The organism is Micromonospora sp. AKA38 (assembly GCF_027925725.1).
Lineage (GTDB): Bacteria > Actinomycetota > Actinomycetes > Mycobacteriales > Micromonosporaceae > Micromonospora.
Genome location: NZ_BNEI01000001.1, coordinates 755,581 through 776,562 on the forward strand (window position 1 = coordinate 755,581; position 20,982 = coordinate 776,562).

The 20,982-nt window shown below is 73.7% G+C and carries 18 protein-coding genes and 2 pseudogenes; 9 read left to right on the forward strand and 11 right to left on the reverse strand.

Annotated elements, in window-relative coordinates:
* Window positions 1-286: 286 nt before the first annotated feature.
* From TPA0908_RS03575 to TPA0908_RS03585, 3 genes are all read right to left on the reverse strand, one after another.
* A complete protein-coding gene (locus TPA0908_RS03575) occupies window positions 287-1,513 on the reverse strand; it encodes an APC family permease (protein WP_281934570.1) in 1,227 nt (408 codons plus the stop codon).
* A 74-nt stretch (window positions 1,514-1,587) separates the two neighbouring features.
* Entirely contained in the window at window positions 1,588-4,146 is a 2,559-nt protein-coding gene (locus tag TPA0908_RS03580; RefSeq protein WP_281934571.1) for a chitinase C-terminal domain-containing protein, read from the reverse strand.
* Between the two features lie 86 nt (window positions 4,147-4,232).
* Window positions 4,233-4,970: a phosphatase PAP2 family protein gene (locus TPA0908_RS03585; protein ID WP_281934678.1), complete on the reverse strand. Its 738-nt coding sequence runs from the start codon at window positions 4,968-4,970 to the stop codon at window positions 4,233-4,235.
* Between the two features lie 77 nt (window positions 4,971-5,047).
* Here TPA0908_RS03585 and TPA0908_RS03590 point away from each other — a divergent pair, with 77 nt between their 5' ends.
* Window positions 5,048-6,316, forward strand: coding sequence for a DUF4032 domain-containing protein (locus tag TPA0908_RS03590; protein ID WP_374709163.1), 1,269 nt, complete (start codon window positions 5,048-5,050; stop codon window positions 6,314-6,316).
* Here TPA0908_RS03590 and TPA0908_RS03595 read toward each other — a convergent pair whose 3' ends face one another.
* The 5 genes from TPA0908_RS03595 to TPA0908_RS03615 all read right to left on the reverse strand — a co-directional run bounded on the left by TPA0908_RS03595 (window position 6,317) and on the right by TPA0908_RS03615 (window position 11,391).
* Entirely contained in the window at window positions 6,317-7,561 is a 1,245-nt protein-coding gene (locus TPA0908_RS03595) for a DUF6357 family protein (RefSeq protein ID WP_281934573.1), read from the reverse strand.
* The gene (locus TPA0908_RS03600) at window positions 7,558-8,211 is read right to left on the reverse strand and encodes a hypothetical protein (protein WP_281934575.1); all 654 of its coding nucleotides are present in this window, start codon (window positions 8,209-8,211) and stop codon (window positions 7,558-7,560) included. The genes TPA0908_RS03595 and TPA0908_RS03600 overlap by 4 nt, the downstream gene beginning before the upstream one ends.
* A 99-nt stretch (window positions 8,212-8,310) precedes the next feature.
* A complete protein-coding gene (nagA, locus tag TPA0908_RS03605) occupies window positions 8,311-9,420 on the reverse strand; it encodes an N-acetylglucosamine-6-phosphate deacetylase (RefSeq protein WP_281934577.1) in 1,110 nt (369 codons plus the stop codon).
* Entirely contained in the window at window positions 9,417-10,349 is a 933-nt protein-coding gene (locus TPA0908_RS03610; RefSeq protein ID WP_281934579.1) for an ROK family protein, read from the reverse strand. Before TPA0908_RS03610 ends, nagA begins: the two co-directional genes overlap by 4 nt.
* A gap of 112 nt (window positions 10,350-10,461) precedes the next feature.
* Window positions 10,462-11,391, reverse strand: coding sequence for an SIS domain-containing protein (locus TPA0908_RS03615; RefSeq protein WP_281934581.1), 930 nt, complete (start codon window positions 11,389-11,391; stop codon window positions 10,462-10,464).
* 199 nt (window positions 11,392-11,590) lie between these two features.
* Here TPA0908_RS03615 and TPA0908_RS03620 point away from each other — a divergent pair, with 199 nt between their 5' ends.
* The 4 genes from TPA0908_RS03620 (at window position 11,591) to TPA0908_RS03635 (ending at window position 15,052) form a co-directional block, all read left to right on the forward strand.
* Complete coding sequence (locus TPA0908_RS03620) at window positions 11,591-12,376, forward strand: DeoR/GlpR family DNA-binding transcription regulator (RefSeq protein WP_107161380.1); 786 nt, start codon at window positions 11,591-11,593, stop codon at window positions 12,374-12,376.
* A 94-nt stretch (window positions 12,377-12,470) separates the two neighbouring features.
* The gene (locus tag TPA0908_RS03625) at window positions 12,471-13,469 is read left to right on the forward strand and encodes an ATP-binding cassette domain-containing protein (protein ID WP_281934583.1); all 999 of its coding nucleotides are present in this window, start codon (window positions 12,471-12,473) and stop codon (window positions 13,467-13,469) included.
* A complete protein-coding gene (locus TPA0908_RS03630) occupies window positions 13,466-14,479 on the forward strand; it encodes an ABC transporter permease subunit (RefSeq protein WP_281934585.1) in 1,014 nt (337 codons plus the stop codon). Before TPA0908_RS03625 ends, TPA0908_RS03630 begins: the two co-directional genes overlap by 4 nt.
* Window positions 14,480-14,617: 138 nt before the next feature.
* A complete protein-coding gene (locus TPA0908_RS03635; RefSeq protein WP_281934587.1) occupies window positions 14,618-15,052 on the forward strand; it encodes a DUF3263 domain-containing protein in 435 nt (144 codons plus the stop codon).
* Between the two features lie 6 nt (window positions 15,053-15,058).
* Here the strand turns inward: TPA0908_RS03635 and TPA0908_RS03640 are convergent, their stop codons facing one another.
* Window positions 15,059-15,271: a hypothetical protein gene (locus TPA0908_RS03640; protein WP_281934589.1), complete on the reverse strand. Its 213-nt coding sequence runs from the start codon at window positions 15,269-15,271 to the stop codon at window positions 15,059-15,061.
* A gap of 143 nt (window positions 15,272-15,414) precedes the next feature.
* Between TPA0908_RS03640 and TPA0908_RS03645 the strand changes: the two genes are divergently transcribed.
* The 4 genes from TPA0908_RS03645 to TPA0908_RS03660 all read left to right on the forward strand — a co-directional run bounded on the left by TPA0908_RS03645 (window position 15,415) and on the right by TPA0908_RS03660 (window position 18,814).
* Window positions 15,415-16,317 carry a hypothetical protein gene (locus TPA0908_RS03645; protein ID WP_281934591.1) on the forward strand — a complete coding sequence of 301 codons (903 nt, stop codon included), beginning with the start codon at window positions 15,415-15,417 and terminating at the stop codon, window positions 16,315-16,317.
* Between the two features lie 149 nt (window positions 16,318-16,466).
* Window positions 16,467-16,976 (forward strand): GNAT family N-acetyltransferase, encoded by a 510-nt coding sequence (locus TPA0908_RS03650; protein WP_281934593.1) that lies wholly within the window; start codon window positions 16,467-16,469, stop codon window positions 16,974-16,976.
* A 258-nt stretch (window positions 16,977-17,234) separates the two neighbouring features.
* The gene (locus TPA0908_RS03655; protein WP_281934595.1) at window positions 17,235-17,684 is read left to right on the forward strand and encodes a hypothetical protein; all 450 of its coding nucleotides are present in this window, start codon (window positions 17,235-17,237) and stop codon (window positions 17,682-17,684) included.
* 2 nt (window positions 17,685-17,686) lie between these two features.
* Window positions 17,687-18,814: an SRPBCC family protein gene (locus TPA0908_RS03660; protein ID WP_281934597.1), complete on the forward strand. Its 1,128-nt coding sequence runs from the start codon at window positions 17,687-17,689 to the stop codon at window positions 18,812-18,814.
* A gap of 183 nt (window positions 18,815-18,997) precedes the next feature.
* Here TPA0908_RS03660 and TPA0908_RS03665 read toward each other — a convergent pair.
* A pseudogene (locus TPA0908_RS03665) lies at window positions 18,998-20,557 on the reverse strand (AAA family ATPase); the annotation flags it as partial.
* A gap of 209 nt (window positions 20,558-20,766) precedes the next feature.
* Window positions 20,767-20,982 (reverse strand): annotated as a pseudogene (locus TPA0908_RS31750) (hypothetical protein); the annotation flags it as partial.

The window sequence follows — 20,982 nt, forward strand, 5'->3', positions numbered from 1 at the left end:
CACCGGCCGAGCCCAGACCGGGCGATGAGGGCTGGTACTGGTGACCCTTCACAGCCCGCAGCGCCCCTCCTGGGTGTGTGCGGCGTGCGAACTGCCCTATCCATGCCGGGCCGCACTGGCAACCCTCGCGGCCGGCGACGCGTTGGCGACCCAGGTGTATCTCGCGGGCCTCTTCGTCAGTGCCGTGGACGATCTCCCAGCGGTCTCGGTGGCCGACCTCTACGCCCGATTTCTGCTCGCCGTGCCGGTCCGGCGGTCACAGCGCCGAGCGTGACGGCGGAGGCTGCTACCGGCGGAGGGCGTACCAGAGCGCGCCGAGAGCGAGCACGCCGAAGCCGCCGAGCACGCTGGGCAGCGGCAGGTTGACCGCGAGCAGTAGGCAACCCGCCAGCCCCAGGGCCGCGAGCGCCCGCACCGGCAGCTTGTGGGCCGGGTCCCGCCCGAGCGTCAGCGCGGCGGCGTTGGTGATCGCGTAGTAGACCAGCACGGTGCAGCTCGAGAAGCCGATCGCGCCCCGGACGTCGGCGAGCGCCACCACCACGATCACCACGGCGGCCACGGCCAGCTCGGCCCGGTGCGGCACCCGGTGGCGGGGGTGCACGGCGGCCAGCGCGCCCGGCAGGTCGCGTCGGCGGGCCATCGCCAGCGTGGTGCGACCGACGCCGGCCAGCAGCGAGAGCAGCACCCCGGTCACCGCGACGGCGGCCCCGGCCCGGACCAGCCAGGCCAGTCCGGGTCGGCCGGCGGCGGTCACCACCTCGACCAGCGGCGCCGGGGAGGCGGCCAGCCGGGCGGTGCCCAGCACACCGAGCGCGACCACGGCCAACGTCAGGTAGATCGCCAGCACCGCGCCGAGCGCCAGCGGCACCGCGCGGGGGATGGTGCGCTCCGGGTCGCGGACCTCCTCGCCCAGCGTGGCGATCCGCGCGTACCCGGCGAACGCGAAGAAGAGCAGGCCGGCGGCGGTGAGCACGCCGTGCGCCCCGACGTCGGCGGAGGCGGTGAGCCGGTCGGCCGTCACCTGCGGCGCGCCGGTCACCGTCACCACGGCCAGCACGGTGAGCACCACCGCGACCAGGATCCGGGTGGCGGTCGCGGTCTTGCCGATGCCGCGCAGGTTCACCGCGGTCACCGCCACCACCGCGAGGACCGCGACGAGCCGCGCCCGCCCCGGCCACAGGTAGGCCCCGACGGTCAGCGCCATGGCCGCGCAGCTCGCCGTCTTGCCGACCACGAACCCCCAGCCGGCGAGGAAGCCGGCGAACGGGTGCAGGCGCTCCCGGCCGTACACGTAGGTGCCGCCGGACTCCGGGTAGCGGGCGGCGAGCCGCGCCGAGCTGGTGGCGTTGCAGAACGCGACGAAGCCGGCCAGCGCGAGCGCGACCAGCAGCCCGGCGCCGCCGGCCGCCGACGCGGCCGGCGCGAAGACCACGAAGACGCCCGCGCCGAGCATCGACCCCAGACCGATGACGACCGCATCGGGTACGCCGAGGCGGCGTGCCAGCTGTTCCACACCGGCAGCCTAGGGGGCGGACGTGAACGGCCGGTGCCGCCGACGGGACTCCGCCGGCGGCACCGGGATCGAGGTCAGCAGGGCCCGTTGTCGGTCCAGACGCCCTGGCTGTTGGTCCCCGGGACGTCGCCCTGGGTCCACCACCGCGCGGTCCACCGGTGCCCGCCGTAGGACACCACCGCGCCGCCGGAGTACGCCGTGCCGGCGACCCACACCGGCGCGGTGCACGTCCCACCGGTGGGTGTCGGTGAGGGGGTGCCGGTGGGCGTCGGGGAGGCGGTGGGCGTCGGGGAGCCGGCGCAGGCGCCCTGGTCGGCCCAGACCGCCGCGCTACCAGGCGTCTCGCCCTGGGTCCACCACTTCGCGGTCCAGGTGTGCCCGGCGTACGACACGGTCGCCCCACCGGAGTACGCGGTGGCCGCCGACCAGGCCGGCACGGTGCAGGTGCCCCCGCCGGGCGGGGTGGAGCCGGTCGGGCTCGGCGACGGGCTGACCACCTCGCCACCGCGCGCCCGGTCCGAGGCCAGCGCGTACGTCTGGCCGCCGAACGCGAGCGTGAAGTTGGCCGGGCCGGAGATCGGGAGCTGGTAGTTGAGCGTCACCTCGGCGTACGCCCCGGGCGCGATGGCGGCCGGCACGGTGAGGCGTACCCGGTTGTGGTCGCCCTTGAGGCCGCCCACGTTGCTGCCGGTGTGGCCGGTGGAGACCGTGGTGAGCGCCCAGCCGGACTGCTGGCTGAGCGTGGCCGGGGTGGTGGTCGGGTAGTCGAACTCCAGTTGCGCGCCGGCCGGGATCGGCGCGCCGGTGTTGTTGGTCAGCCGCAGCTCGGGGTTGATCGGGTAGTTGTTGTCGCCGAGCGCGAAGCCGCCCATGTCGACCGCCACGTCCAGCGTCCGGGTGGGCATGGTGATGCCCGCCTTGCGGGCGCCGTACGCCGGTGCGCTCTTGAGCTTGTCGTAGAGCAGCGTGGTGAGCGTGTCGCCCATGCCGTACCGGCCCTTGGCGGCGTCGTAGCCGTAGTCGCCGGCCAGTTCCCAGATCATCACGCCGCCGATGCCCTTGGCGGCCACGTAGTCGGCCTTGGCGGCGAGCGACTGGTCGTCCTCGGTGGAGAGGAAGACCTTCTTGTCGGCGTTCCACAGCCAGGGCGCGGCCAGCGCCGCCGAGTAGTTGCGGGCGTAGCTGCCGCTGATCCGGTCGGCCGGGTCGGTGGCCGGGGTGAGGCCGTACCCGGTCAGGTAGTCGCCGGTGATGCCGGCCTGGAGGTTCTTCGCGTGCCACATCGGGTTGGCGCCGCCGGGCACCTCGTTGCCGGCGGCGTCGAGGTCGTGCCAGAGGTTGTCGATGCCGACCGCGCCGTTGCCGCAGGGGGTGGTGGAGCCGATCGAGCCGCCGGTGCCGGCCGGGCACTTCGTCTGGTCGGGCAGCGCGGCCCGCCCCCACAGCCCGTTGGTGCCGCCGGTGACGCCCTGCCAGCCCCGGGTGTAGTAGGGCACGCCGATGTTCACCCGGCCGCTTGGTAGCGCGCCCCGGAAGTAGTGGTAGGCCCAGTCGGTGTTCAGGTAGCCGATGCCGGAGTACGCGCCGTACACGCCGCCGGCGGCCAGCTCGGCGTCGTCGCCGTTGTCGTGGAGCGCCGCGTTCGGCCCGACGAAGTGGTTCCACGCGCCGTGCAGGTCGTAGGACATCGCGTTGACGTAGTCGAGGTACTGCAACGCCTGGTAGGACTCCATGCCGCGCAGCAGCCACCCGGACGCGGGCGCGGCCACGGTGAGCAGGTAGTGCCGGCCGTCGGTGGCGGCGGCCCGGTCGAGCTTCTCCCGCAGCGTGCGCATCAGCACCTGGTACGAGGCGTTGAGGCCGGCCCGCTTGGCGTCGGCCTGGGCGAAGTCGAGCGGGTTGCCGGCCTTGTTGTTCGAGGTGGGGTACTCGTAGTCGATGTCCACCCCGTCGAAGCCGTACGTGCGCAGGAACGTCACCACCGAGTCGGCGAACGTGTTGATGCCGGCGGTGTTGACGGTGTTGGTGCCGGTGGTGGTCATCCGGTAGAAGCCGCCGGAGTCGAGCCGGTTGCCGCTGTCGTCGATGAAGCCGCCGGTCTCGGCCCAGCCGCCGACGCTGATCAGCGTGCGGACGTTCGGGTGCTGTTTCTTGTACTTGTTGAGCAGGTTGAAGTGCCCGGTGTAGGGCAGGGCCGGGTCCATCTCGGCGCCGGCCACGCCGGGCCAGGTCATGTTCGTGGCCGGGTTGTCCGTGGCGGCCGGGTTGCCGACGGAGATCTTGTTGGTGCCGTCGACGTGCGCGAACGCGTAGTTGATGTGGGTGACCTTCTGCCACGGGATCTGGTTGACCAGGTAGGCCGGGGCGCCGTTGCGGCCGGTCCGCCAACTGGTGAAGTAGCCGATGATCCGGCGGGTGTGGTCCGCGCCCATCTTCTCCCGGCCGGCGGTGTCGTAGACGGTGCAGTAGGGCACCGACACCCCGGGCGTGCGGTAGAGCCCGTCGGGCCGGCACGCCTCGTCGTCGGCGACGGCCGACCGGGCGTCCGGGGCGGCCACCACCACGGCCATGGCCGCGGTCAGCAGACCGGCGGCGCCGGCCGACAGCCAGCGGCTGATTCGTCTCGCCAGCACGTGCACCTCCTACATTTAACAAACTTAACTGTTAAGGTTGCTAAATGTATACCGGCGTCGATGCGCCGGGACAAGAGGTGGAATCTTCAGTCGAGCTGGTCGACCGGCCGGGCCCAGCCGCCGAGCCGCGCCGGCAGCGGCAGGGCGTTCCAGGGCACCCGGCGCAGCAGCCGGTCCAGCAGCAGCCCGAGCAACAGCCCGGCGACCGAGTCGGTGAGCCAGTGCCAGCCCAGGTAGACAGTGGTGCAGAAGACCACCGTCGGGGGCACCACCCGGACCACGGTGACCAGCCCGGCCGGCACGGTGCGGCCGACCGTGCGCAGCAGCGGCACCAGCAGCAGGGCGAGTACGCCGTACCAGACGATCGCGTTCGCCACGTGCCCCGACGGGTACGACTGGGCGAAGCGCACCGGCAACTCGTGCTGGAACAGCGGCAGCGTCTGTTCGGGCGGCAGGAACGGCTCCTTGACGCTGGCGCTCGGCGCCGGGCGGGCGGTCCACACCTTCAGCGGGCCGATGGTGAAGAACGTCAGCACGAACGCGGTCACCGGCGGCAGCACCGCCCGCACCGAGCGCACCCGCCACGCCAGCAGCACGCCCAGCCCGGCCGCCAGCAGCGTCAGCGGGGTGCCCTGGCCGAGCAGGTTGAACGCCATGGCCACCCACCGGGCGGCGGTCGGCCGGTGCGCGGCCGACCAGTCGGCGACCGCCCGGTCGAGCCCGAACAGGTGCCCGGCGGCGAGCGCCACGGTCAGCGCCACCAGCGCGGCGAGCAGCAGCCCGTCGCACCACCAACCGGCCGGTCGGACGGGCCGCAGCCGCAGGTCGCGGCGTACCCCTGAGGTCTGGCGCACGCGACCACGCTACCGGCCGGCGACGGCGGCCGGGCATCGGCGGTTGTGTGCCGAACCACGAAGGGAAGCGCTCCGCCGGGTCAGCGGTCACACTGGTTGCCGTGCGGATCACCTCGGCCCTCGTCGACCCGGCGCTGCTCGACCTCCCCTGGTCGACCCCGCTGGAGCAGTGGCCTGCCGAGCACCTGGTGGCGCTGCCCCAGGGCATCTCCCGGCACATCGTGCGGTTCGTCCGGCTCGGCGGCTTCGTCTACGCGGTGAAGGAGACCGGCGAGCGGGTCGCCGAACGCGAGTACGACCTGCTGCGGGCGCTGGAGCGGATCGACTTCCCGTCGGTCGAGGCGATCGCGATCGTGGCGGACCGGCAGACCGACGACGGCGAGCCGCTCGACCCGGTGCTGATCACCCGGCACCTCCAGTTCTCGCTGCCCTACCGCGCGCTGTTCTCCAACACGCTGCGCCCGGAGACGATGAACCGGCTGCTCGACGCGCTCGCCGCGCTGATCGTCCGGATGCACCTGACCGGGTTCTTCTGGGGCGACTGCTCGCTGTCGAACACGCTGTTCCGCCGGGACGCGGGCGCGTTCGCCGCCTACCTGGTCGACGCCGAGACCGGGGCGCTGCACCCGTCGCTCTCCAACGGCCAGCGCGGCGAGGACCTGGAGATCGCCCGGGTCAACATCTTCGGCGAGGCGCTCGACCTCCAGGCCGCCGGCCTGCTGCACGAGTCGATCGACCCGGAGGTGGTCTGCGAGGAGGTCGTCCGGCGCTACGAGCGGCTCTGGCACGAGATCACCTACGAGCAGCAGGTCGAGCGCGCCGCCCGGCACGACATCGAGGGTCGCATCCGCCGCCTCAACGAGCTGGGCTTCGACGTGGCCGAGGTGGCGCTGTCGACCGTCGACAACGGGCGCTACCTGGTACGACCCAAGGTGGTCGACGCCGGCTACCACACCCGGCGGCTGCTGCGGCTCACCGGCCTGGACGCCGAGGAGAACCAGGCCCGCAAGCTCCTCAACGACCTGGACGCCTACCGGGTGGAGAGCGACCTGACCGACGAGCAGCAGGCGGCGCACCGCTGGCTCACCGAGGTCTTCGAGCCGGTGGTCCGGGCGGTGCCGGCGCACCTGCGGCGCAAGCTGGAGCCGCAGGAGCTGTTCGCCCAGATCATCGAGCACAAGTGGCTGCTCTCCGAGCAGGCCGGCCGGGACGTCGGGATGCGCCGGGCCGTCCACTCCTACCTGGCCGACGTGCTGGTGCACCGCCCGGACGAGCAGGCCGTGCTGGGCGTCGAGGTCCCCACCCCGACGGTCTGACTACCGTCGACGACGCGAGCGCTCGAACTCGGCGACGTCCGACACCCAGGGGCCGTGCCGGTCGAGTGCGGCGTAGCCGCCACGGACGAAGGCGCTCACCAGCTCCCGGTACCCGCCGATGCCGTCGACCAGGCGGTACTCGACCCGGTACTGCGGATCCGAGCCGGCCTCCCCGGGCCGCACCGTGGTGATCCGGGCGATGGAGTCCGCGTAGAAGTGCAACTGGATCCCCTCGCCCATCTCCTCGTCCTCGATGGTGAACACCTCGTTGTCCCCGGCGGAGCGGTCGGCGACGAACTGCCAGAACTCGGCGGAGGCGGTACGCGTACCGTCCCGTCGCCACGTCTTCTCGCCACCCTTGTCGTCGGTGAACGACAGGGCCGTCTTTCCCGCGCCCTCGTCGGGCGCGGCGGCGTCGTCCTCCACCGGGGCGTTCCGCGACCGGGCCGCGGCCTCCGAACACATCAGGAAGCTGACCGTACGCACCGCGTCAGCGGCGAGTCCGGGATGTGCGCGGCGCACCGCGGCCTCGACCGTCGCCGCCATCGCATCCCAGTCGCGCTTGTCCGTGCCCCGGTTCCCCCGCCGCGGGTCGAGGCCGATCCGCATCCCCGCGCACGCCTGCTCGGCGGTCGCGATCACGTGCATGACCTGCGGCAGCAGCGCCGGGTCGACGGCCTCGGGCAGCCGTCGGGGAATCGTCGCGCCGTGCAGGTACTGGCCCGTGTACCGCAGGACCCCCGTGTCGAGCGGCCCGAGGACCACTCCGCGTTCGGCGCGACGCCGGTTCGCATGGTGCTCCTGAGCGCGCTTCTCGTTCGGCGCCTCCGTCGCCGCGCGCATCGCCTCGCAGACCCGACCGCGCTCCAGGAGACCGAGGTCGGCGCCGTGGGCGACGAGCCGGCTCCGTTCCCACGGGATGCGCCGGAACAGCGCGTCGACGTCCCCGGGCGGGGCGAGCAGGACCGGGTCCAGGAGCGCGACGGCGGCGTCCTCGTCGAGCCGGCCCCGGGTCCCGGCGGCGTCGCACAGCGGAAGGACCGCGCTCCACAGCAGCAGGTGCCGGGCCAGGTCGTCCCGGATCACCGTGACATGGGCCTCGGAGATCGGGAACGTGAACGTGCGGGGCTCATGGTTGGCGTCGGCCCCGGCGCCGAGCATGAGCTTCAGCTCGCCGTCCTCGTGGACCACGCTCGGGATCCAGCCGCCACGCGCGAAGACGATGTCTCGCGTGGCCCCGTTCACGCCCACCGGGCACATTCGGCGTCCAGGCGCGGCTCGGTACGCACCCAGACCTCGCCCCCGCGGGCCCCGGCCGGGGCGTCGACGCGTTCGAGACCGAGGAATGCGATCAACTGAAGCAGCTCGGCCCGCTCGGCCCGGTCATCGTCGACGTCCTGCGACTCGAAGAAGACGTGGTACTGGTCGGTCGGGTCGACGATGCCGGAATCCGCCCAGATCCGGCCGACCTCGCCGATCGCCGCCGCCTCCGTGGCGAACATGGCGGCGCGGGCGGCGCCGCGGGTCTCCGGTGACGCGTCGAGGTCGGCGGGGTCGGGGAGCCACTGCCCGAAGTAGTCGAGGCCGGCGTATCCGTTCTCGAAGAACAGCATGGCGCTCGGCAGGTAGCGGTTGCCCCGGTCGACCAGGAGGTGCTCCGAGCGGGGTGGGTCCGCGTCCTCGAACCGGGAGAGCGCCCCCCGCCGGGGCATGAGCACCAGCCGCTGCCCCGCCGCCTCGTCCCTGATCGTGTAGGTGTCGGACTCGTGAGCCCGGAAGAACGCGGAGAACGCTTCGTACGCCTCCTGCGGGTCACCCACCGAGACGGGTTGGTCGTTGCCGTCTCCGGCCGCGAAGACGAACTGTTTCGGTCCAGGATGGTACGGGCGGGCCATCTGTGTCCTCGCTCAGTCGGGACAGCTCCGCCCGGCGTGGCGGAACAGAGCCCGATCATAGGCGTGCGGTGCGTGGCGGCCCGCCGGGCGACCGGCCGCCTACCGCACCCACTCGCCGGCGCGCATCACCCGGACCACGTTCAGGTCGTCGTCGAGCACCACCAGGTCGGCGCGCAGCCCGGCCCGGAGCGCGCCCACCCGGTCGCCCAGCCCGAGCGCGCGGGCCGGGGTGGTGGCGGCCATCCGGACCGCGTCGGGCAGCGTGACGCCGGCGCCGACCGCGTGCCGCAGCGCGGCGTCCATGGTGAGCGTGCTGCCGGCGATGGCGCCGTCCCGGCTGAGCCGGGCCTCACCGCCGGTGACGGTGACCGCCTGGCCGCCCAGCTCGTACTCGCCGTCGGGCATGCCGGCGGCGGCCATCGCGTCGGTGATCAGGGCGGCCCGCTCCGGGCCGGCCACCGAGCTGGCGAAGCCGAGCATGCCGTCGTGCAGGTGCACGCCATCGGCGACCAGCTCGCAGACCACGTTCGGGGCCTCCAGCAACGCCACCACCGGGCCGGGCTCACGGTGGTGCACCGGGCGCATCCCGTTGAACAGGTGGGTCCCGACGCTGGCGCCGGCGGCCACCGCCGCGCGGGTCTGCGCCCAGGTGGCGTCCGTGTGCCCGACGGCCGCCACCACGCCGTTCGCCACCAGCAGCTCGATCGCCTCGGTGGCGCCGTCCCGCTCCGGCGCGATCGTGACCATCCGCACCGCGCCGCCGCCCAGCTCGATCAGCTCGGTCAGCTCGTCGGTGGACGGGTCGCGGAGGAACTCCGGGTTCTGCGCGCCGCAGCGGTCCGCCGACAGGTAGGGGCCCTCGAAGTGCAGGCCGGCGAGCACGCCCGCCTCGACCAGCGGCCGGAACGCGGCGGTGGCGTCGCGCATCAGCGCGAACGGGGAGCTGACCAGGCTGGCCAGCAGCGTGGTCGTGCCGTGGTCGAGGTGGAACGCGGCGGCCTGCCGGGCCGACTCCGGGTCGCCGGTGGTGAACGTGTGCCCGCCGCCGCCGTGGGTGTGCATGTCCACGAAGCCGGGCACGATCCAGTGCCCGTCGCGTACCGAGGGGTAGTCGGCGACCGCGGTGATCCGGTCGTCCCGGACCTCCACGCAGCCCTGCCGGATGACACCGGTCGGGGTCACCACCTTGCCGGTCACGCGCCGGGTCATCGACTCTCCTTCGCCAGGGTGTCCAGGGCCAGCAGGGCGGCGCCGAGGCAACCGGCCTCGTCGCCGAGCGCGGCCGCGACCAGGCGCGGCTCGCGGTGGAACGTCAACCGCTCGCGCAGCGCGTCGCGCAGCGGGTCGAACAGCCGCGGACCGGCCTGGGCCAAGCCACCGCCGATCACCACGGTCGCCACGTCGTACAACGCCTGCCCGGTGGCGAGGCCGTCGGCGAGCGCCTCGACCGCCTCCCGCCAGACCGTGCCGGCGAGCGGGTCACCGGACGCCGCCCGGTCGACCACCTCGGCGGCGGTCGCCGGCGTGCCGGCCAACTCGGTGTAGCGGCGGCCGATCGCCGAGGCCGAGGCCACCGCCTCCAGGCAGCCGACCCGACCGCAGCCGCAGCGCGGGCCGTCGGGGCGTACCAGGATGTGGCCGATCTCGCCGGCGGCGCCGTGCGCGCCGACGGCGGCCGACCCGTCGACCACGTGCGCGGCGGCGATGCCGGTGCCGATCGCCACGAAGAGCACGTGACCGGCGTCCCGGCCGGCGCCGAGCCGGGCCTCGGCGAGGCCGCCCACCCGCACGTCGTGGCCGAGCGCCGCGGGCAGGCGCAGGCGGGTGGCCGCCAGGTCCCGCAGCGGTACGTCCCGGAAGCCCACGTTCGCCGACCAGACCGCCACGCCACGGGCCTCGTCGACCACGCCCGGCACGGCGATGCCGCAGGCCACCGGCGTGAACCCGTCGGCGCGGGCCTTGTCGGCCAGCCCTTCGGCGACGTCGAGGATCGTGCCGACCACGGCGTCCGGCCCGCGCTGCGCGGCGGTGGCGTGCCGTTCGGTGTGCACGGTCGCGCCGTCCGGCCGGACCAGGGCGCACTTCATCCCGGTGCCGCCCACGTCCAGCGCGACGACGACCTCGTCGCGCGCCCTCACGCCGTCTGCCAGCCGGGCATGCGCTCATGGCCCTCGCTGCGCTCGGTGCGTTCGCTCATGCCGTGCCAGCCGGGCATGCGCTCACGGCCCTCGCTGCGCTCGGTGCGTACGCTCATGCCAAAACCACGGACCGGGTCAGGTGGCGGGGCGCGTCCGGGTCGAGGCCGCGGCTGGTGGCCAGCGCCACGGCGAACCGTTGGGCCAGGATCAGGTCGGCCATCGGGTCGACCGGGTTGCGGCCGGCCGCCCAGCTCGTCAGCACCGTGCGGCAGCCGTGCGTACGGCTGTGCACGAACGCCGCGCCGGTGGCCGCCACGTCCTCGGCCAGCCCGTCCGGGATGCCGCCGAACGCCCAGACCAGCCGGCCCGGGGCGCCGATCGAGATGGGGCCGTGGCGGTAGTCCATGGCCGGGTACGCCTCGGCCCAGAACGTGGCCGCCTCGCGGCACTTCAGCGCGGCCTCCTGGGCCAGCCCGACCGTCCAGCCGCGACCGAGGAACGTGACCTGGTCGATGCGGGCCGGGTCGATCGGCAGCGGCGCCCGGACGGCCACCTCGGCGTCGGCGGCCAGCCGGCCGAGGTCCTCGCCGAGGTGGGCGCGGAGCAGCGCGAGCGCGGTGGTGGCGAAGCGGGTCTGCACCACCGAACGCTCGTCGGCGAAGGGCAGTGCGATGGTGGCGTCGGCGAGCGACACGGCCGGTGAGGCCGGATCGCCCACCAGGACCGTGGTGGGGATCCGCCCGCGCAGCGCGGCGAGCAGGTCGAGCACCTCGGTGGTGGTGCCGGAGCGGGTGATCGCGATGAGCCGGTCGTAGCGCCGGCCGGTGGGGAACTCGCTGGCCTGGAACGCGTCGGTCTCGCCCTGACCGGCCTGCTCGCGCAGGCCCGCGTACGCCGCGGCCATGAACCACGACGTGCCGCAGCCGACCACGGCGACCCGCTCGCCGGAGCGCGGCAGGTGGTCGGCGACGGTCGGCGCGAGCCGGGCCGCCTCGCGCCAGCAGTCGGGCTGGCTCGCGATCTCCGCGTGCACGTACGGCATGACAACTCCTCGCCGGGGGAGACCTTGCGCAATACGGCGCGATAGGGCCTTCTTTCGCGCGTCATTCTGCGCGAAGTGGGGCGGGCGTGGCAACCGTCTCCTCATTCGCGCAGGCCAGGGTTTTGCGCAGACGTAGTTTCGCGCACTACTGTGCACGCAACCAATCACCGTACGTGCACAGTCAGGGGAGGGCCCCGCGGTGGACCGCTACGCGCGTTGGAACGCACTGCTCGAGATGCTGACCGACAGCGGCCGGGTCAGCGTCGAGGAGGCGGCCGAGCGGCTGGCGGTCTCCCAGGCCACCATCCGGCGGGACTTCGACCAGCTCGCCCAGCAGCAGATGATCACCCGGACCCGGGGTGGCGCGGTCGCCAACGGCGTCTCGTACGACCTGCCGCTGCGCTACAAGACCGCCAAGCACTCGGCGGAGAAACAGCGGATCGGGGCCGCCGCCGCCGCGCTGGTCTCCCCGGGCACGGTGGTCGGCCTGAACGGCGGCACCACCAGCACCGAGGTGGCCCGCGCGCTGGCCGTCCGCCCGGATCTGAACACCAGCGCCGAGGGCGCCCAGCTCACCGTGGTCACCAACGCGCTGAACATCGCCAACGAGCTGCTGGTGCGCTCGCGGATGAAGGTGGTGGTGGCCGGCGGCGTGGTCCGGCCGAAGTCGTTCGAGCTGGTCGGTCCGCTGGGCGGGGCGCTGCTGCGCGAGGTCACGCTCGACGTCGCGCTGCTCGGCGTGGACGCGATCGACCCGCAGCTCGGCGCCGCCGCACACCACGAGGGCGAGGCGGCCATGAACAGCCTGATGGTGGCCCGGGCCAAGCGGGTCGTGGTGATCGCCGACTCGTCGAAGCTGGGCGGGCACGCGTTCGCCCGGATCTGCCCGGTGGACCGGGTGGAGACGCTGGTGACCGACTCCGGCGCGGCCCCGGACGTGGTGCAGGCGTTCCGCGACGCCGGCGTGCACGTCGTCTGCGCCTGAGAGTGACACGCCGACCACCCATGCATACCGGGTATTGCCTTCCGGTGCATACCGCGTATGGTGTCGCTGTCACCTACATCGGGGGAGGTCAGCTGTGTCGGCTGTCCTGGAGATCGAGGGTCTCCGTAAGACGTACCGGAGCCGGAAACGCGGGGTCCGCCACGCGCTCGACGGCTTCGACATGCGGGTCGAGGCCGGCCAGGTGCACGGCTTCCTCGGCCCGAACGGTTCCGGCAAGACCACCACGCTGCGTACGCTGCTCGGGTTGATCCGGCCCAACGGCGGCCGGATGGCCATCCTCGGCCAGGAGCTGCCGCGGTCGCTGCCGGCGGTGGCCGGCCAGGTCGGCGCCATCGTGGAGAGCCCGCAGTTCTTCCCGCACTTCTCCGCGCGGGACACGCTGAGCCTGCTCGCCCAGGCCGGCGAGCTGCCGAAGCAGCGGGTCGACGAGGTGCTGGAGCTGGTCGGCCTGCGCGACCGGGCCGGCGAGCGGGTGAAGACCTACTCGCTCGGCATGAAGCAGCGGCTCGCCGTGGCGTCCGCGCTGCTCAAGGACCCCAAGCTGCTGATCCTGGACGAGCCGGCCAACGGCCTGGACCCGGGCGGCATCCGGGAGATGCGTCGGCTCATGCGGGAGCTGGCCGAATCCGGCATGACCGTGGTGCTCTCCAGCCACATCCTCGGCGAGATCCAGCTCATCTGCGACTCGGTCACCATCATCTCGCTCGGCCGGCGGGTCGCCTTCGGGCCGGTCGAGCAGGTGCTCGCCGCGCACTCCCAGGGCGCCGTGCGGGTACGCCTGGAGGCGGTCGCCGACCTGCCCCGGGCCGAGGAGACGCTGACCCGGTCCGGGATCCGCGTCGCCGCCGAGGCCGACCACCTGATGCTGTCCGGCGTGGACAAGCCGGCCGTGGTCAGCCGGCTCCTCGCCGAGCAGGACCTGTACGTCAGCGAGCTCACCCCGGTCGCGGTCGACCTGGAGAGCGTCTTCCTCGAACTGACCGCCACCGCGCCGGTCCCCGGCCAGCACCGTCAGGTCGATCAGTCCGCCAAGGTCGACCAGACCGGCACCGCAGGAGGTTGGGGCGCATGAGCCTGTTCGTCACCGAGCTGCGCCGGCTCACCAAGCGCCGGGTCACCCGCCTGCTGCTCGTCCTGCTGGTGGTCGGGCTCGCCACCGTGGCCACCGCGTTCAGCTTCTCCAGCCACAAGCTCTCGCCCGAGGTGGTGGCCGCCGCGCAGGCCGACTCCGACGCGCAGTACCGCAAGTCGGTCGAGGAGTGGAAGCGCAGCGTCACCGAGTGCGAGGCCGCCCAGGCCCGCGGCGAGCAGACCGAGGAGCGCTACGGCCCGAACTGCGGCAAGGACTACCAGCCGCAGCCGGAGATGTTCGACCCGAAGTGGAACCTGCCCTACCAGTTCGACTTCCGGGCCGAGTTCCCCACGTTCATCGCCGTGTTCGCCGGCGCGGTGGCGCTCTTCGCGTTCATCGTCGGCGCCTCCTTCGTGGGCGCCGAGTGGAACACCGGCGGGATGATGAACCTGCTGCTCTGGCGGCCGAAACGGCTCGCCGTGCTGGGCACGAAGCTGGCCGCGCTGCTCACCACCGTGCTCGGGCTGAGCGTCGTGCTCGGCGCGTTGTGGACGGCCGTGTTCTGGCTGATCGGCACCCAGCGGGGCACCACCGCGAAGATGACCGCCGGGGTGTGGCGCTCGATCGGGCTGGACGGGCTGCGCGCCGTGGCGCTGATCCTGGTCGTCGGCGCGGTCGCGTTCGCGCTCGCCTCGCTTGGTCGGCACACCGCGATGGCGCTGGGCGCGGCGGTGGCGCTGTTCGCGGTCAGCGAGGTCGGTATCCGGATCGCGGTCGGCGTGCTGTCGGTGCCGTTCGGCGACCGCTACGTGCTCTCCACGTACGCCCAGTCGTGGTTCATGAAGCAGGCGGAGCTGTTCGACTACGACACCTGCGAGTTCGCCCGGGGCGCCTGCGAGCCGGCGAAGTACGTGGTCACCTGGCAGCAGTCGGCGGTGGTGTTCGGCATCGGCGCCGTGGCGGCCCTGGTCGCCGCGTTCTGGACGATGCGTCGGCGGGACGTCGCCTGACGTTCTCCGCGCCGCCGGCCGGACGCCGGCGGCGCGGACCGCGCGGGACGATGCGGCCGGGGACCGCCCTGGCTACGCTGGGGTCTCCCCGGCCGGCGCGTCTTCCGCGCCGGTCAGTCGCCGTCGGAGAGGAGCACCATGTCCGCCGACGCCACGGACCGGACCGCCGCCGAGCGGTCCGACCCACCACCACCCGTCGGGGGTACGCGGGCGGCGCCCGGCGCCGCCGTCCCCCCGCCCCGCACCGCGCCCCCCGTCGAGTCGGTACCGCCCGCCGAGTCCGTACCGCCGGACGAGCCCGCGCCCTCGGTGGAGCCCGAGCCCGCGCCCTCGGTGGAGAGCGCGGGGCTCACCGAGCGGGAGCTGCGGATCCTTGCCTTCGAGTCGCGGTGGTGGAAGCACGCCGGCGCCAAGGAGCAGGCCATCCGGGACACGTTCGGCCTCTCCGCGACCCGCTACTACCAGCTCCTCAACGGGCTGCTGGATCATCCCGCCGCGCTGGCGGCCGAGCCGGTGCTGATCGGCCGGCTGCGCCGGCTCCGCTCGTCGCGGGCCCGCAACCGGCGGCGTTGACCGGCCTCACTTCTCGTACGAGCGCAGCCCGTTGCCGATGGCGAAGAACGTCGGCGCCCACTCGCCGATGAAGATGCCCCAGCGGTCCGCCCGGGCCACGCCGGCGCGTTCCAGACTCTTGGACAGAAACCAGCTCGTGAATGAGAGTCCGATGCTGACGAATCCGGCGAGATAGGCGTGTTCCGCCCGGATTCCCGACTCGTGCAACCGCTCCAACATGGCGATCCCCCTGTCCCCGGTCCGATCGGTCGCTCCCGACGCTACCGCCAGCCCTGCTCCGGTGACGGAGAGTTGCCGGGATGCGTCGCATGGCCGTGCGACGGCCGGGTAAGGCGGCGGGCGGCGACGGAGGGAGTGGGGCGATGGGAGCACCGGACCGCCGGTACGCGACCGGCAGCGGGACGGCCCGGCCGGTCGGTGAGGCGCCGATGATGCGGGTGCGTTCCGCGTCCGATCCGGCCCCGGGGCGGCCGGAGAACGAGGACGTGGTCTTCCGGTTCGGCCCGCTCGTCGGCGTCCTCGACGGGGCCACCGTGCCGGACGGCTTCGACACCGGCTGCGTGCACGGCCCGGCGTGGTACGTCCGGCATTTGGCCGCCCGAATCGGCCTGGCGGTCGCGGCCCGCCCCGCGGCCACGCTGATGAGCAGCCTGGCGGCGGCGATCCTGGCGGTGCGGGCGGATCACGGCAACACCTGCGACCTCGACCATCCCGGCACCCCGTCGTCCACCGTCTGCCTGCTGCGCTGCGGTGGTGACCAGGTCGACTACCTGGTCCTCTGCGACAGTCCGCTGGTGCTCGACACCGGCGCCGGCATCGACGTGGTCACCGACGACCGGCTGGAGAACGCGTTGGCGGACCTGCGTCGGACCGCCGCCGCGCTGCCCGACGGCGGGGTCGACCCGGCGACCCGGTTCCGGCGCGCGGTGACGGTGCAGCGCACCCGGATGAACCGCAGTCACGGCTACTGGGCGGCGGCCGGCGACCCGGACGCGGCGTACCACGCGGTGACCGGGACGGTGCCACTGCGCGGGCCGAACGCGCTGCGCCGGGCGGTGCTGCTCAGTGACGGCGCGTCGTGCGCGGTCGAGCAGTTCGGCCTCTTCGACTGGGCCGGCCTCTTGGAGGTGGTGACCGTGGAGGGGCCGGAAGGGCTGGTCGACCGGGTCCGGGCGGCCGAGCGGGACCACCCGGACCGGCTGCGCCGCCGGAAGCGGTCCGACGACGCCACGGTGGCGCTCTGTGAGTTCGCGCCCCTGAGGTGAGCACGCTCACGCCGGAAGAACCGGTCGGATGACAACGGAGCGTGAGGCGGAACACCCCGGGGGTACGACCGGTCGACCCGCTCCGCCGTACCGGCAATGAGTCGGCAAAGGGGTGGACGTGCGCCGGAACGGCCGGCAGACTCCGGCTGGTGACGGGTGCGGTACGGCTGGAGCCGGTGGACGAGCGGAACCTGGAACCGTTGCTCTCCGTAGCGGCGGCGGAGGCGGAACCGGAGGACGTCATGCCTCCGGTGGACGCCCCGGCCGGCTGGTCGCTGGCCCGCCGGGACGCGTTCCGGGAGTTCCACCGCGCCAGCTTCGGCGGCCTGGACGGCCCGACCCGCACCCTGATGTACGCGATCGTGTCCGGCGGCGAGGTGGTCGGCATGGTGCGGATGACCCGTCGGGACGAGCCGGGGACGGTGGAGACCGGGATGTGGCTGGGCCGGTCGGCGCGCGGGCGCGGGCTCGGTGCCGCCGCGCTGCGGGAGCTGCTGCACGCCGCCGCGGCGGCCGGTATGCGCACGGTCGTCGCCGATACGACGCCGGACAATGCCGGAGCCATTTCCGTCCTTCGCAAATGCGGCGCGGAATTGCACGAAGAAGGCGGGAAGCTGTCCGCTCGGATGTGTCTGGATTCGGCCCTCCCCACCCGCTGAGGCCGTTGCTTGCCGCGCGACAACGTTCACGCGTACTCCCTGCTCCTTGGCGCTTCGGTGCGAAGTTTCGCCCATTCTGAGCAGCGCTTCCAGTTCGCCGAAGAAATGTTTTGTGAATGGCGTGGCGGGTACTGCCCGCCGGGTCCGCTGATGCGGGACACCGGCCGCAGGCCCCCTTTTCGCTGATCCTCGGCAGCTGTTTTCCGGGCCTGCTCCCCGCATGAGGTGTCCCGTCAGCCGGGGAGCGAAGGAGAACTGATGAAGAGCGGAGCTCGGATCGCCCTGGCGGTCGGTTTCGGATATGTCCTCGGCCGGCGCAGGAAGCTGCGGACGGCCCTCACCCTGGCCGCCGCAGTGGCCGCCGGCCGGGCCAGCCAGAATCCCGGCGGCCTCAAGCAGATGGCCACCGGCCTGCTCGGGTCGAACCCGCAACTGGCCAACCTCTCCCGCCTCGGCGCGCCGCTGGTCACCGCCGGCCGGGCCGCCGCGACCGCCGCCGCCGGCAGCGGCATCGACGCGGTCAGCGGCCGGCTGCGTGGCAGCGCCGACTCGTTGCGCCGTCGTTCCGCCGGGTCCGGCGAGCAGTCCGCGGACGGGCGGCGGTCGGCGCCCGACGAGGAGCCGGAACTGGACGAGCAGCCCGGGGCCGACGACGAGGCCGACTACGACGAGCAGTCGGCCCCCGTGCGCCGGCGACGGGGGCGGTGACCGTGCCCCCCACCGGACTGACCGACCGGGCCCGCGACCAGATCGGCGGCGAGCTGCGCAACCTCGCCTCCGCGATCGGCGAGCGCGCCGTGCAGGTGGTGACCGAGCGGGTCACCGGCGCCACCGGGCGACTCAGCGAGTACGCGAAGCAGGGCGGCGGCCCCGGCCTGGTCGCCGCGGCCACCGGCGCCCAGAAGCTCGCCGACGGCCACTCCCCGCTGAAGGCCATGTTCCATGCCGGCCTGGCCGGCGGTAAGGAGAAGCTGATGTCGGCGTTCGGCGGCGGCAAGGGTGGCAAGGGCGGCGGCAAGAAGCTCAAGGTCACCAACATCGTGGAGACCATCGAGGTCGGCGTGCCGGTCCGGGTCGCGTACAACCAGTGGACCACGTTCGGCGACTTCCCGAGCTTCATGAAGAAGGTCGAGCAGGCCGACAACGACGAAGACGAGAAGATGACCTGGAAGGCACAGGTCCTCTGGTCGCACCGCACCTGGGAGTCGACGATCGTCCGGCAGATCCCGGACCGGCTCATCCACTGGCGGTCCAGGGGCGAGAAGGGCTCGGTCGACGGCACGGTCAGCTTCCACGAGGTCGCCCCGGAACTGACCCGCATCCTTGTCGTGCTGGAGTACCACCCGCAGGGCCTCTTCGAGCACACCGGCAACCTGTGGCGCGCGCAGGGCCGCCGGGTCCGGCTGGAGCTGAAGCACTTCGTCCGGCACGTGATGACCGAGACCGTGCTCGACCCGGACTCGGTCGAGGGCTGGCGCGGCGAGATCCAGGACTCCCAGGTGGTCAGGGACCACGAGACCGCGCTCCGCGAGGAGCAGGAGGGCGGCGGCCGGCCGGGCGAGGGCCGCGACGAGGCGCCCGCCGAGCGTGGCCGCCGCCGCCCGACCGAGGAGGAGCAGGAGTACGACGACTACGCCGCCGGCGACGACTTCGACGACGAGGAGTACGACGAGGAGCCGGTGGAGGCACAGCCGCCCCCGCGTCGCCGGCAGCCCGAGCGGGCCCGCCGCCCGCAGCGCGACGAGCGGGCGCCCCGCGAGGAGCGGCCCCGCCGCGCACCCGAGGCACCCCGCCGGCCGATTGTCCGGCGTCGCCGTGAGGAGCGTGGCGACGGTTGACCAGCCGGGCAGCGCGCTGGAACGCACCGCCGGCGGTGGCTCGGGGGGCGCGCGGTGCGGCTGCTTCACGAGGTGGGCGAGCCGTCTTGCATGCGGGTAGCAGGCGGCGGTCAGCCGGACGACGGGACCACCGGCGGACCTCTTCGACCGCTTCCCCGGCTGGATCAGTCGTGGGCGGTGAGGTCAGCGGCGGGTTTCGGCGTAGGACTCCAGGTGGGCCAGTTGGACGGGGTCCAGCGAGGGGCGGACGCGGGTGCGGGCCGACTCCACGTGTGACGCCGTCACGGTGGTGGCGGTCAGGGACTCGCGCATCGCGGCCAGGGCCGCCTCCCGGACCAGCGCGGCGCAGTCGGCGGCGGAGAAGCCGGCCAGCTCCGCGCCGAGCGCGTCGAGGTCCACGTCCGGCGCGAGCGGGACGTCCCGGGCCGTGGCCCGGAGGATCTCCGCGCGGGCCGTCCCGTCCGGCGGCGGCACGTAGACCAGGCGCTCCAGCCGGCCCGGACGCAGCAGCGCCGGGTCGACCAGCTCCGGCCGGTTCGTCGCGCCGACCACCACCACGTTGCGCAGCGCCTCCACCCCGTCCAGTTCGGTGAGCAACGCGGCCACCACCCGATCGGTCGTACCGCCGTCGGTGGCCTGGCCGCGGACCGGCGCCAGCGCGTCCACCTCGTCCAGGAAGACCAGCGTGGGCGCCGCCTCGCGGGCCCGGCGGAACAGCTCACGGACCGCGCGTTCGCTCTCACCGACCCACTTGGAGAGCAGCTCCGCGCCCTTCACCGACAGCACGTTCGCGCGCCCGGAGCCGGCCAGCGCGGTGACCAGGTAGGTCTTGCCGCAGCCGGGCGGGCCGTAGAGCAGCACCCCGCGCGGCGGCGTCACGCCCAGCCGGGCGAACGTGTCCGGATAGGTGAGCGGCCAGAGCACCGATTCGGTCAACGTCTGCTTGACCTCGTGCAGGCCGCCGACGTCGTCGAGCGTCACCGTGGCCAGCTCCAGCGTGGACGCGGCCATCGTGGTCGCCCGGACCACCTCCCGCGCGGCGAGGAAGTCGGCCATCGCCACGGTCGGTGTCTCGGCCGTCTTCTGCCGCAGCGCCGCCCGCACCCCGGCCTCCCGCACCAGCGCGGCCAGGTCCGCGGCGACGAAACCGGGGGTACGCGCCGCCACCTCGTCCAGCCGGACGTCACCGGCCAGCGGCACCTGCCGGGTGAGCACCGTCAACTGCTCCCGGCGCAGCGCCGGATCGGGCAGCGGCACACTGATCCGCAGCGCCAGCAGGTCCGGCCCGCGCAACGCCGGGTCCACCGCCTCGGGGCGTCCGGTGGTGCAGACCACCGCCGCCCCGGCGCGTACCGTCTCGGCGACCACCTGGCGGAAGACGGTGGCCAGCGGGCCGGGGTCGTCGGCCGGGGCGAGCGCCTCCACGTCGGTGACCAGCAGCACGGCTGACCCGCCCGCGCGTACCGCCTCGGCCGCCTCCCGCAGCCGGCGGGCCGCCGCGTCGTTCGACAGCGCGGCCAGCTCCGGGGCCCAGACCGGGCGGACCCGCGCGCCGACCCGGGCGGCGACGGCGCGGACCAGCGACGACTTGCCCGAGCCGGCCGGGCCTTCGACAAGCACGCCGAGCGCGACCGTGGTGCCCAGCCGGCCCAGCACCTCGCGGTGGTGGAAGCCCAGGTCCAGCAGCTCGGTCAGCTCCTCGGCCTGGGCGCGCAGGCCGGGCAGCTCGTCCACGTCGGGCGCGTCCTCGGGCCCGAGCAGGCCGTCGGCTTTCGAAACCGTCGAGCCGGCCGAGTCGGTGGAGCCACCCGAACCGGTCGAGCCACCCGAAGCCGTCGAGCCACCCGAACCGGTCGAGCCGCCGGAGCCGGCCGAGCCGGCCGAGCCGGCCGAGCCGGCCGAGCCGGCCGAGCCAGCCGTAACGGTGGAGCCGGTCGGGCCGGTGAAGCCGGACGCGGTGGGGCCGTGGGTGGCCGGGCCGTGTTCCCAGGCCACCACCGTGTCCATGGTGACCAGCGCGCCGGTGGCCGGCTCGGCCGCCACCACGCTGAGCAGCGTGCTCGTCCAGGCGTACCCGACGGAGCTGGCGAGACTGTGCCGTGCCGCCTCGACCAGGCCGCGCACGGCGGCGTCCGGGAGCACGTCCTGGGGCAGCAGCGAGACGTCTC